The sequence below is a fragment of the Microbulbifer agarilyticus genome, assembly GCF_019800665.1.
GTDB lineage: Bacteria > Pseudomonadota > Gammaproteobacteria > Pseudomonadales > Cellvibrionaceae > Microbulbifer > Microbulbifer agarilyticus_C.
The window spans coordinates 208,015-220,516 of record NZ_JAHVKO010000004.1 but is presented as its reverse complement, the minus strand read 5'-3'; the positions used below and the strand labels follow the sequence as shown (position 1 = coordinate 220,516).

The window sequence follows — 12,502 nt, the reverse complement described above, 5'->3', positions numbered from 1 at the left end:
TTTCAATAACCCATACCTCGATGAGCCAAATCGAACCCGAACCCGAATCGGAAGAAGCCCCAATACCCGAAGAAAAGTCACCCTGGCGGTTCTTACCGACCGGGTTGTCGCTGTTGCGTATTGCGCTGATTCCGATCATTTACTGGCTGTCATTGGCGGACAAGCACCTCTGGGCGCTGGTGATCTATTGTTTCGGCGCGTGGACCGACCAGCTCGACGGCTGGCTGGCAAATCGGTTTAATTGGCACTCCTATTTTGGCGCCTTACTGGACCCTGTCGCCGATCGTATTTATATCCTCGCGCTAATCCCACTATTGTGGCACTACGGATCCATAAGTGGCATCTACACCACGTTGGTTATTACACGATTTTCAATACAGCTAACGGCCTACCCGGTATTACTTTTGTGGCTTAAAAGGCGTCCGCAGCTTCGCCCGGAATGGTTGTCACGTGCAGCTATGGCGCTTGCATTTTTAATACTTGGAATAGGCTTCGCCGAGCAGCTGGCAATTGAACTCATCCCGGAAAGCACCACAGAAGAGAAGGTTTTTGATCACACCATGGAGGCGCTGACGCTGATTGGCTGTATTTTGGAGGTGTGGGTGCTAGCGCGTTTCTTGCCGCGCTATTGGGATGTTATGCGCGGCAAAGAAGACACCTTTGAGTAGTGTCTCCCTTAACTCCGGTTAGCATAAAAGGAATTAGTGGCGCCAGAAAGCCGGGGTGAGCAGCACCAACAGGGTAAAGATTTCCAGGCGCCCCATTAGCATCGCGAGAATCAGAAAACATTTGGCCACACCGTTGACTTCGCCGTAGTGCGAAGCAGCGTCGCCCAGTGCCGGGCCGATATTACTCAAGCAGGATGCCACGGTGGAAAACGAGGTAACGAAGTTCTCGCCGGTCGCCATCACCACAATCGTAAGAATAAAAAACGACAGAATATAAATTGCAAAAAACCCCCATACCGCATCGGTGACACGGGTAGGTACGATTTTTTTATTTACCTTGATCGGCACAACGGCATTGGGGTGTACCAGGCGACTGAGCTCGCGCAGGCCGGATTTAACAATCAGCATTACCCGCACGGCTTTAATGCCACCCGATGTGGAACCCGCGCAGGCACCCATGATTCCGAGCAATAACAAAATATAGGGCAAGAAAGCCGGCCACAGTGCAAAGCTCTCTGAGGCAAAACCCGCGGTAGTACCGATTGAGACCACCTGGAAAATTCCGTGCAGGAAGCTGTCCTTCATATTGAAGGTGCCCGAAGTGAACAGGTAGCCGATGATAATGATGCTGGAAAAAAAGGTTACCAGTATGTAGAAGCGAAACTCAGAATCTTTCCAGTAATGCTTGAGGGTGCGGTTACCCAGCGCATAAAAGTGCAGGCCAAAGTTAATCGCCGCGGTCAGCATAAAGATAATCGCGATCGCCATAATCGCGTTGTTGTTGGCATAGAAGCCCATGCTCGCATCGTGCGTGGAAAAACCGCCGTTCGCCACGGTGGAAAATGCGTGCCCCACGGCGTCGAACGCGGTCATACCGGCCCACCAGTAGCCAATTCCGCACAGCACGGTGAGCGCGACATAGATAACGATTAGTGCACGTGCGGTTTCCGCGATGCGCGGTGTCAGCTTGGTGTCTTTGACCGGGCCCGGCATTTCCGCCTTATACAGCTGCATACCACCGATGCCTAGCATCGGCAGAATAGCCAGCGCAATCACAATTACCCCGATGCCACCAAACCACTGCAGTTGCTGGCGGTAATACAAAATGGCTGGAGGCAGGGTATCCAGGCCGACAATGGTGGTGGCGCCGGTTGTGGTGAGTCCGGAAATAGATTCAAAAATGGAATCCACCACATTGAGATCAGGCGCGGGGCTGATAATCAGCGGCAGGGCACCGAAGCTGCCCAGAATCAGCCAGAACAGCGAGGTGACGACGAAACCGTCGCGGGTGCGCAGGTCTTGTTTCAGGTCGTGCACCGGCAGCCACATCAGCAAGCCGGTGATCAGGGTGATGCCAAACGCGATGGAAAACGCTACGTGGGTGTCGTCGTCGTACCACAGCGATACACCGATCGGCGGCAACAGGGTAAGGCTGAACACCGTCAGAAGTATGCCGAAGACCCGCGCTATGACTGCTAAACGCATCTAATCGTGTCCCGACGTCAGAAGAAGCTAAAGCCGACCTGGAACAGCTGTTCCACGTGGCGGGTGTGGCGGCGGTCGACGAGGAACACGATTACATGGTCGTCGGTCTCCACCACGATGTTGTCGTGGGCGATCAGCACTTGGCTCTCGCCGTCGCGCTCGCGCACGATGGCGCCGATGCTGGCACCTTCCGGCAGGTCGATGTCCTCAATTTTTCTGCCCACTACCTTCGAGGTGCGGTTGTCGCCGTGGGCAATCACTTCGATCGCTTCTGCTGCGCCGCGGCGCAGGGAGTGTACGTTCACCATGTCGCCGCGACGCACATGGGTGAGCAGGCTGCCAATGGTATTTTGCTGTGGCGAGATGGCGATATCGATTTCGCCGCCCTGTACCAGGTCCACATAGGCGCGGTTGTTGATCAGCGCCATGACCTTGCGCGCACCCAGTCGCTTCGCCAACAGTGACGACATGATGTTGGCTTCGTCGTCGTTGGTGAGTGCCAGAAAAACATCGGTGTCTTCGATATTCTCTTCCAGCAGCAGGTCCTGGTCCGAGGCGCTGCCGTGCAGCACGATGCTGTTGCTCAACTCTTCCGACAGGAAGATACAGCGCTCGTGGCTCTGCTCGATGATCTTTACCGAGTAGCGGTTTTCCAGCTTGGTGGCCAGGCGTAGCCCGATATTGCCGCCGCCGGCGATGGTGATGCGCTTGTAGCCCTGTTCGAGGCGGCGCAGCTCGCTCATGACTGCGCGGATATCTTGTTTGGCGGCGATAAAGAAGACTTCGTCGCCGGCTTCGATGACGGTGGAGCCCTGCGGGATGATGGGGCTGTTGCGGCGGTAGATGGCGGCAACCCGGGTGTCGACCTTGGGCATATGCTCGCGCAGGTAGCGCAGCTGATGGCCAACCAGAGGCCCACCCTGTACCGCCCGCACCGCAACCAGCTGTACGCGGCCGTCGGCAAAATCGAGCACCTGTAGGGCGCCGGGGTGGGCGATCAGTCGCGCGATGTATTCAGACACGATCTGTTCCGGGCTGATCAATACGTCGATGGGAATCGACTCGGTGGAAAACAGCTCGGGATATTGCAGGTAGGCGGATGCGCGCACGCGCGCGATTTTCGTAGGTACCCGGAACAACGAGTGCGCGATCTGGCACGCGGCCATATTGGTTTCGTCGTTGTTGGTGACGGCGACGAGGATGTCGGCGTCTTCGATGCCGGCTTCTTGCAGGATATCCGGATGGGACGCGTGGCCTTCGACTACGCCGATATCGATCTTGTCGCGGAGCTCGCGCAGGGTCTTCTCGTTGCTGTCCACCAGAACAATGTCGTTGCGCTCCGAGGCGAGACTTTCCGCCAGTGATCCACCGACCTGGCCGGCGCCGAGAATAATGATTTTCATATTATGCGATTGGGCCTTTGGCTTCTGGCCTTGGTGCCACCCGCTTTGCGGATTCTTTCGCGGGCGTGGCGGCCGGCCAACCGGTGCAAGATGTCAGGACCACTGTAAACCCATCCCTGGGCGCTTCGGCGCAAACATCCTGTTTGCGACGATCCTGACATCCTGCACCGGCTGACCAGCCTAAATTTTTACTCTTGTACTTCGTAAGCGCACGAGTCTTAGCAAACGTGGTCGGCTTACTGTGCCTGCTTTTCAAGCTTTGCGTAGTAAAACCCATCGCCTGCATGGAGGCCTGGCAGCAACTGCATACCGACTTCCTGCGGCAATCCCCAGGGCTCCCCGTGCAACAACTGCGGCGTATTGTCCCTCGCATCCGGTGTCTCCGCAACGAAGCGTGCCACTTGAGCGCTGTTTTCCTCCGGGAGTATGGAACATGTGGCGTAAAGGAGTGTGCCGCCAGGTTTCAAAAGGCGCCACATTGCACGCAGGATCTTGCCCTGTAGCGCGGCGAGCTCCTGAATATCTTCCGGGCGCCGCAGTAGCTTGATGTCGGGGTTGCGACGGATCACGCCGGTGGCCGAGCAGGGCGCGTCGAGCAGGATGCGGTCGAAAGGTTCGCCATCCCACCAGTGCTCGGGTTCGGCGGCGTCTGCGCAGATGATTTGCGCGCCCATACCGAGCCGTTCGAGGTTTTCGATGACCCGGTCGAGGCGATCTTCTTCAATATCCAGTGCGCTGAGGTCGAGGTCCGGCTGTAGCTCCAGCAGGTGGCAGGTTTTGCCGCCGGGCGCGGCGCAGGCGTCGAGCACGCGCTCACCAGGCTGTGGATCCAGCAACGGGGCGGCGAGTTGTGCCGACTGGTCCTGCACGCTGACGAGTCCGTCTTCGAAGCCCGGCAGGCGGCTGACCGCTACCGGGCTCTCCAGAATCAGGCCCGCTGTGGAGAAGGCGCAGGGCTCGGCGTTGATACCGGCATCTTGCAGCTGTTGCAGATAGTCATCGCGGCTGATTTGCGATTGATTCACCCGCAAGGTCATCGGCGGGTTTTCGTTGTTCGCGGTGAAGATGGTGCGCGCATCGGTGCCCCAGGCGCCCTTTACCGCTTGCTGCAGCCACTCCGGGTGCGCGGAGCTGAACTGTGGGTTGCCGGAGAGTTTGCGAGTGAGCACTTCCTTATTACGCAGCGCATTGCGCAGCACACCATTAACCACTCCGGTGGCGTGGCCGAGCTTGATCGCGCGGGCCGCTTCCACGGTGGCGGCAATCGCCGCGTGGTCGGGAATGCGCGTGTACTCCAGCTGGTACAGGCCCACCAGCATCAGTGCTTCCAGCTCTTCGTCCTTTACCGGCTTGCGCAGCAGTTTGTTGAGCATCAGCTCCAGACGCGGCGCGAAGCGCGCGGTGCCGTAACAGAGTTCGCGCAGCAGTGAACGGTCTTTCTCGTCGACCTGTTTTTCCGCCCACGGCAGCAAACGCTGCAGGGAGCCGCGGTCCTGATACAGGCGCGCGATTACCCGCGCCGTCAGGGCTCTTGGATCATTCATCGGCTGCTCCCAAAGTGATGCCCGCGGCAAACAGATCGCGGTAACCTTTCAATATCTCCGCCACCGGCAGTGCCTTCTTGCCTGGCAATTGTAGTTGCGTCAGGCGCAATGCTTCGCGGCCACAGGCAACGAGAACACCCTCGTCATCGGCGCTGAGAATGGTCCCCGGGGTGTCGTTGTGGCAGCCCTGTTCCAGCTTCGCCGCGTATACCCGCAGTCGCTGTGGCTTGCCCTTGTTGTCCCGGTACTCGGTCCAGCAAACCGGGAAAGGGTTGAACGCCCGCACCAGGCGCTCCAATTCCGCTGCCGGGCGGTTCCAGTCGAGCCGCGCCTCTTCTTTGGTGATCTTGCCCGCGTAATTCGCCAGTGCATCGTCTTGCACCTGCGGTTTCGCGGTGTCCCTCTCCAGCATGGCCAGCGCTTCCAGTAGCGCCGGCCCACCGAGCCCGGCCAGCTTGTCGTGCAGGCTGCCGCCGGTCTCGCCCGCGGCAATCGGCGTGCGCGCCTCCACCAGCACCGGCCCGGTATCCAGCCCCGCCTCCATTTGCATAATCGCCACGCCACTCTCCGCATCGCCGGCTTCCACCGCACGCTGAATCGGCGCCGCACCGCGCCAACGCGGCAACAGAGATGCGTGCACGTTCACACAACCAAGCCGCGGCGTGTCCAGTACCACCTGCGGCAGAATCAAACCGTAAGCCACCACCACCATCAGGTCCGCATTCAGCGCCGCCAGCTCCTGTTGCGCCTGTTCATCGCGCAACGACAGGGGCTGATACACCGGGATCTCGTGTTCCAGCGCCAGCTGCTTCACCGGGCTCGCCAGCAGCTTCTTGCCACGCCCGGCGGGGCGATCCGGCTGGCTGTAGACGGCGATGACGTTGTGTTCGCTGTCGAGCAGGGTTTGCAGGTGGACGGCAGCAAAATCGGGCGTGCCGGCAAAGATAATATTGAGGCTCATGGCAGTATTTCGGGTAAGAAAGGGCGGACTTATAGATAAGTCCACAAATAAAATGCGAAGTCGGGGTGCCGGGTGTGGGTTTTCAGGATCGTCGCAAACAGGATGTTTGCGCCGAAACGCCCAGGGATGGGTTCACAGTGGTCCTGAAAACCCACACCCGGTGACCCGACGCCACCGGGCGACCTTAAGTGCTTAAGCGCGCTGGCGGTGCGCCTTCTCCAGCTTGGAACGAATGCGATTGCGCTTGAGCGGCGAGATGTAATCTACAAACAGCTTGCCATCGAGGTGGTCGATTTCATGCTGGATACATACCGCCAGCAACCCCTCGGCTTCCAGCGCATACGCCTCACCATTGCGATCCAGCGCCTTCAGGCGGATCTTGCGCGGGCGCTCTACCTTTTCGTAGAAGCCCGGGACCGACAGACAGCCCTCGTCGTACTTGTGGATTTCCGCATCGAGCACCTCAACCTCAGGGTTGATCAGCACCAGCGGCTCGCTCTGATCTTCCGACACATCAATCACCACAATGCGCTCGTGTACATTGATCTGTGTCGCCGCCAGACCAACGCCTGGCGCCTCATACATGGTTTCAAACATGTCTTCGATCAGCGTGCGGTGATCGTCCGTCACCTCTGCAACAGGCTCTGCAACCTTGCGCAGGCGGGGATCGGGGAATTCAAGGATTTCCAGTTTGGCCATAACACCTGTGACAAACTTCTAGTCTTAGTGGAACTTGCGCTGATAACATAATGATCGCGCTTGAAATTTGCTGAACTGGGGGAGAGTTTTTGCACCCTGGCGAAACCGCCAGCTGGCGCCTTTAGCCCCCACTTTGCCGCGTGTGGTCAGTAGCACTAGCAGAGCATCTGTCTGTTAGTACAGCTAGTACCGCCACCGCCGGGCCCAGCGCTGACAGATTATAGCGATATAAAACCTCAGCGATAGCCGTATAAAGAATCAGCAGACTGAATGGCCAATAGCGTTAGCGACAAAAAAGCATAGGAATGCTTCCATGAAAAAAATAATACTGGCCGCCGCCGCAACCTTGCTGGCGACCTTTGGCTTGCACGCACAAGATACGCTGCTGAAGCCCGACCATCCGGACACCTATACCGTCCAGCAGGGCGACACCCTGTGGGATATATCCGGGCGCTTCCTCTCCATGCCTTGGTACTGGCCAGAAATCTGGCAGGTGAACCCGCAGGTGGAGAACCCGCATCTGATCTATCCCGGCGACCGCCTCAACCTGGTATACGTTGACGGCCAGCCGCGCCTCGAACTCGAGCGCGCGCCCACTGCTTACCGATTGAGCCCGGCCAGCGACAACCGCCTGGGCCCCTCCGTGCGCCGCGAACCCATTGATACCGCGATCCCAGCCATTCCGCTGGACGCAATCAATGCCTTCCTGTCCCGCACCCGCATCGTCGGTCCAAATGCCTTCCGCGGCGTTCCTTATGTCATCTCAGGGCAGGACCAGCGCATCCTGATGGGTGCCGGTGAAAAAGTTTATGCCCGTGGCGATTTCCGCGAACCGCTGCCGTCTTACGGCGTCTACCGCCCGGGTCCGGTTTACGCCGATCCCTACACCGGCGAAGAGCTGGGTCAGCAGGCGCTGGATGTCGCCTCCGTAGACCTGCGTCAGCTGGATGTGGATAACGCCAACAGCGAATTCGCCGTGGCCACCCTGGATGTGACCCGCAGCAGCCGCGACATGCGTCTGGAAGACCGCTTGCTGCCGGTGGAAGAGCGCGCGATTGCCGCACTGTTCCAGCCCAGCGCTCCGGCAGTGCCTGTGGATGGCGTTATCCTCGGTGTGGAAGAGGGTGTAACCCAGGTCGCCAAGTATGATGTGGTTGCCATCAACCGCGGCCTGCGCGAAGGCCTGGAACCCGGTAATGTACTGGCGATCTACAAGCGCGGCGCTACCGTGCGCGATCGCATCGCCCGTCAGAACGTGAAACTGCCGGACGAGCGCGCCGGTGTGCTGATGGTATTCCGCAGCTTCGAAAAAATGAGCCTCGGCCTGGTGCTGGAAGCCGAAAAGCCGCTGGCAGTAATGGATCTGGTGCGCAACCCCTAGGAATCACTGAAAAACTACTGCGCGGTCGCCTGACGGCGGTGCTCACAATCCTCACGTACTTTGAGTACGCTCCGGTTGTTGCGCTCCGGCGGCCACCACCAGCCAACCGCTCGCTACGTTTTTCCGCGACTCCTTCACTCCTAAAGTTTTACTGAACAACATTTACGGCAAATCGCATGGATGCGTTGACCGCTACTCTCTCTCTGCTTCGGCTGGAGGGCATTGGCCCCAGTTTGTATTGGCAACTGGTGGAGCAATTTGGCTCCGCCGAAGCCGCTCTCCGGCAGCCTGCCACCCATTTCCCCCGCAAATTACCCGAGCGCGCCCGCGCCCAGCTGGCCGAATACCAGCGCCTGGGCTGCGACAGTGAACTGGCGCAATGGGCACTCGCTGAACGTCAGCGCTGTGTGGAAAACTGCATCTACCTGCTGCATTGCGATGACGAAAGCTATCCGTCGTTGCTGCGCCAAATCGACCGTCCGCCGCCCGTTTTGTATATCACCGGTGATCCCCTGGCGCTGTCCCTGCCGCAGATCGCCGTGGTGGGTGCGCGCCGTGCCAGTCGCGCCGGTCTCGACAATGCCGAGGCATTTTCCGCGGACCTCGCGGCCGCTGGCTTCGCCATTACCTCTGGCCTGGCTCTCGGGGTCGACGCCATGGCGCACAAGGGTGCGCTGCGCGGCGCGGGGAAAACCGTTGCCGTGCTCGGCACCGGTGTGGATCGCATTTACCCGCAGCGCAATGCGGCGCTGGCAGAGCAGATCCTGGAATCGGGCGGCGCGCTGGTAAGTGAAATGCCGCTGGCCAGCGCGCCAGAGCCCGGCAATTTCCCCCGTCGCAACCGGATTATTTCCGGTTTGAGCCTGGGCATTCTGCTGGTAGAGGCCGCGGTGCGTTCCGGCTCTCTGATCACCGCGCGCCTGGCGCTGGAGCAGAATCGCGAGGTGTTCGCGATCCCCGGTTCCGTGCACAACCCCATGGCCCGCGGCTGTCACCACATGATCAAAAACGGCGCTCATCTGGTGGAAACCAGCGCGGATATCGTGGCTGAACTGGGTGGGTTGTTGTCGGGTATGGCGCAGCAGCGATCGCTGTTTGAACAGACCGCGGATAGCGGCATAAGTCTGCCGCCGGAGCAGCGCAGCCTTATTGTCGCCCTCGGCGGCGACCCGCGCAGTATCGAACAGCTGGCCCGCGACACCGGCGGCGATACCGGCGAGCTGATGGCGAGCCTGTTGCACATGGAGCTGGAAGGGCTGGTGGAACAGCTCCCCGGTGGCTATCAGCTTACCGGCAGCGGTGCCAAAGCCCTGGCCGGGCTGGTGGATTAAGCGAAAAATCGGTACGGTCGCCCATGACTTTCTCACCTAGCATGGAGTGACTGCCCCATGGGCCTGTTCCAATTCCTCGAGCCTGTAATTGCTGCAACTCTTTCCTGCCGTCACGCCGCACCGCGTGCATTGGCCGTTGCGCTCACGCTGACGGCTGCTGCCGGCACCAACGCCGCTAAAGATGATGTGCAGCTGGACAAGCTGAACCTCCCCGATGGATTCAAAATTGAGCTGTACGCCGATGACGTGCCCAATGCCCGGCACATGGCGCTGGGCGAAAACGGCACGCTGTTTGTGGGTTCACGCCGAGCGGGCAAGGTCTATGCGGTGATCGATAGCAACGGCGATCACAAGGCGGATGAGGTAAAGGTGATTGCCGAAGGGCTCAAGTTGCCCACTGGGGTGGCCTTCAAGGGTGGCGATCTGTATGTCAGCGCGGTGACCAGCATTCTGCGCTTTGACGATATCGAGTCCCGCCTCGACAACCCGCCGCAGCCGTTAGTGATTACCGACCAGTTCCCGGACAAGCATCACGGCTGGAAGTACATTGCGTTTGGCCCCGACGGCTGGCTGTATGTACCCATTGGTGCACCGTGCAATATTTGTGAGGAAAAAGACTACGCCAACATCCAGCGCCTAAAAATTGAAGGCGACGAGGTGGTGGCAACCGAAACCTGGGCCGAAGGCGTGCGCAATACGGTGGGCTTTACCTGGCACCCGCAAACCGACGAGCTGTGGTTCACCGACAACGGCCGCGACATGCTCGGCGACGACATCCCGCCCTGTGAGCTGAACAAGGCGCCGCGCCCCGGTATGCATTTTGGCTACCCCTACTGCCATGGCGATGACATCCTCGATCCGGAATTCGGCGAGGGCAAACAGTGCAGCGACTTTGTGCGCCCGGTACAAAACCTGGGGCCACATGTGGCGCCGCTTGGGGTCAAGTTTTACACCGGTGACCAGTTCCCGGCGGAATACAAAAATCAGGTCTTGATCGCCGAGCACGGCTCCTGGAACCGCACCAACAAAATCGGTTACCGGGTGACCATGGTCACGCTGAATGAAGACGGGGAGGCGACTTCTTACGCGCCGTTTATCGATGGTTGGCTGCAGGGAGAGGAAGCCTGGGGGCGGCCGGTGGATGTACTGATGATGCCCGACGGTGCCTTATTAGTGTCGGACGACGGCGCCGGCGTTATCTACCGTGTTACCTACGAAGGTTAATGCGAGACCTGATTCCCCGTGGCGCCGTAACCTCGCTGTCTCATCAGGCTACCTTGTCTAGGCTGGTAGTATTCGATAAATTGCGGCGCTGCCACCTGACGACCTCCAGTACTGTTGCGCATTGAGTGGCGCATTGAAAAGTACCGAGGACGTCTACCCGGCGCGCTTGCCGCGTCTTCCGCTTGCTGACCCGAAGAGTCCCAGCCTTGTCAGAGAAAATTACCTCCGTTACCGCCGTCGACGACATCTCCACTACGCATACGCCCAATTTGCCTGGTGCTGGCATCAGTCTGGTAAGCGCCGCGCGTATCATTGCCGCCGGCGGTGTGATTGCCCACCCGACCGAATCCGTGTGGGGCCTTGCCTGTGACCCGAACAATGCCGAAGCGGTGCAACGCCTGGTGCGCTTGAAAAACCGGCCGCTGGAAAAAGGTTTGATCCTGGTGTCGGGTGACGTGAACCACTTCTCCGGTCTGTTGCACAATCTCTCCGGTGATCAGCGCGCACGTATCGATGCCACCTGGCCGGGGCCGGTTACCTGGCTGGTGCCGCATTTTGACCAGATACCGCCGTGGGTGAGCGGCGTGCACCACAGTGTCGCCCTGCGTCATACCAACCACCCGTTTACCGCGGCACTGTCGCGGGCATTTGGTGGTCCCATTGTGTCGACTTCCGCCAACCCGGCGGGCTGTCAGCCCGCGCGTCACAAATTCCAGGTGTTGCGTTATTTTGGCGACGCGCTGGATTTTATTGGCGGCGGTAGCACCGGTGGGCGCGCATCCCCCAGTGAAATTCGCGACGCTTCCAGCGGTCGCATTGTGCGCGCGGGATAATCCCGACAGAAATTCTTATTACCAGCGAAATTAAATCGTGAGCATTGCATGAGTACCATCGACATTCAGGCCGTCAAAAAATATCTGCTGGACCTGCAAGACCGCATTTGTGCGGAACTTGTGGCGGTGGACGGGCAGGAATTTTTTGAGGACGCCTGGGAGCGCGAGGGCGGCGGCGGGGGCCGCACCCGGGTGCTGGAAAATGGCAATGTTATCGAAAAAGGCGGAGTTAACTTTTCCCATGTGCACGGTGACAAGTTGCCGCCATCGGCCACCGCGGCACGCCCGGAACTCGCGGGCCGCTCCTTCGAGGCCATGGGTGTCAGCCTGGTTATTCACCCGCGCAACCCCTATGCACCCACCAGCCACGCCAATGTGCGCTTGTTTGTCGCGCAAAAAGAAGGCGCGGACCCGGTGTGGTGGTTTGGTGGCGGCTTTGACCTGACCCCATACTACGGCTTTGAAGAAGACGTTGTGCACTGGCACCAGACCGCGAAAGAAGCCTGTGCGCCCTTCGGTGAGGATATTTATCCGCGCTTTAAAAAGTGGTGCGACGAATATTTTTATCTGAAGCACCGCAAGGAAGCCCGCGGTGTGGGTGGCCTGTTCTTTGACGATTTCAATGAAGGCGGATTCGACAATGCATTCGCCTTTATGCAGGCAGTGGGTAATGCCTACCTGGATGCATATCTGCCGATCCTGAAAAAACGCAAGGATACTCCGTACGGCGAGCGCGAGCGCGACTTCCAGCTGTATCGCCGCGGCCGCTACGTGGAATTCAATCTGGTGTTCGACCGCGGCACCCTGTTCGGCCTGCAAAGTGGCGGGCGTACGGAGTCAATCCTGATGTCGCTGCCATCCGAGGTGCGCTGGCGCTATGACTGGCACCCGGAAGAGGGCAGTGCCGAGGCGAAACTGTATACCGACTTCCTGCCGCATCGGGATTGGATATAAAACGCCTTGCCGAAGTCAT

Annotated in this window: 11 protein-coding genes; 6 read left to right on the top strand and 5 right to left on the bottom strand. The window is 59.2% G+C overall.

The features are described from left to right. Positions 1–20 precede the first annotated feature (20 nt). A complete protein-coding gene (locus KUV22_RS10350) occupies positions 21–668 on the top strand; it encodes a CDP-alcohol phosphatidyltransferase family protein (RefSeq protein ID WP_224868261.1) in 648 nt (215 codons plus the stop codon). A 33-nt stretch (positions 669–701) separates the two neighbouring features. Here KUV22_RS10350 and KUV22_RS10345 read toward each other — a convergent pair whose 3' ends face one another. The 5 genes from KUV22_RS10345 to def form a co-directional block, all read right to left on the bottom strand. Further along, positions 702–2,153 carry a TrkH family potassium uptake protein gene (locus tag KUV22_RS10345; protein WP_222230846.1) on the bottom strand — a complete coding sequence of 484 codons (1,452 nt, stop codon included), beginning with the start codon at positions 2,151–2,153 and terminating at the stop codon, positions 702–704. Between the two features lie 17 nt (positions 2,154–2,170). Next, positions 2,171–3,556: a Trk system potassium transporter TrkA gene (gene trkA / locus KUV22_RS10340; protein ID WP_010131092.1), complete on the bottom strand. Its 1,386-nt coding sequence runs from the start codon at positions 3,554–3,556 to the stop codon at positions 2,171–2,173. Positions 3,557–3,792: 236 nt separating this feature from the next. Beyond that, complete coding sequence (gene rsmB, locus KUV22_RS10335; RefSeq protein WP_222230843.1) at positions 3,793–5,100, bottom strand: 16S rRNA (cytosine(967)-C(5))-methyltransferase RsmB; 1,308 nt, start codon at positions 5,098–5,100, stop codon at positions 3,793–3,795. Next, positions 5,093–6,061, bottom strand: coding sequence for a methionyl-tRNA formyltransferase (fmt, locus tag KUV22_RS10330; protein ID WP_222230841.1), 969 nt, complete (start codon positions 6,059–6,061; stop codon positions 5,093–5,095). Before fmt ends, rsmB begins: the two co-directional genes overlap by 8 nt. Positions 6,062–6,253: 192 nt before the next feature. Then, entirely contained in the window at positions 6,254–6,760 is a 507-nt protein-coding gene (gene def, locus KUV22_RS10325) for a peptide deformylase (protein WP_222230840.1), read from the bottom strand. 313 nt (positions 6,761–7,073) lie between these two features. Here def and KUV22_RS10320 point away from each other — a divergent pair, with 313 nt between their 5' ends. The 5 genes from KUV22_RS10320 (at position 7,074) to hemF (ending at position 12,483) form a co-directional block, all read left to right on the top strand. Next, positions 7,074–8,141, top strand: a complete 1,068-nt coding sequence (locus KUV22_RS10320) for a LysM peptidoglycan-binding domain-containing protein (RefSeq protein WP_222230838.1) — start codon at positions 7,074–7,076, stop codon at positions 8,139–8,141. Positions 8,142–8,317: 176 nt separating this feature from the next. Then, positions 8,318–9,472: a DNA-processing protein DprA gene (gene dprA / locus KUV22_RS10315; protein WP_222230836.1), complete on the top strand. Its 1,155-nt coding sequence runs from the start codon at positions 8,318–8,320 to the stop codon at positions 9,470–9,472. Positions 9,473–9,529: 57 nt separating this feature from the next. Continuing rightward, positions 9,530–10,696: a PQQ-dependent sugar dehydrogenase gene (locus tag KUV22_RS10310; protein WP_222230835.1), complete on the top strand. Its 1,167-nt coding sequence runs from the start codon at positions 9,530–9,532 to the stop codon at positions 10,694–10,696. Between the two features lie 206 nt (positions 10,697–10,902). Further along, positions 10,903–11,529: an L-threonylcarbamoyladenylate synthase gene (locus KUV22_RS10305; protein ID WP_222230834.1), complete on the top strand. Its 627-nt coding sequence runs from the start codon at positions 10,903–10,905 to the stop codon at positions 11,527–11,529. 48 nt (positions 11,530–11,577) lie between these two features. Then, positions 11,578–12,483 (top strand): oxygen-dependent coproporphyrinogen oxidase, encoded by a 906-nt coding sequence (gene hemF, locus KUV22_RS10300; RefSeq protein ID WP_222230832.1) that lies wholly within the window; start codon positions 11,578–11,580, stop codon positions 12,481–12,483. Positions 12,484–12,502 lie beyond the last annotated feature (19 nt).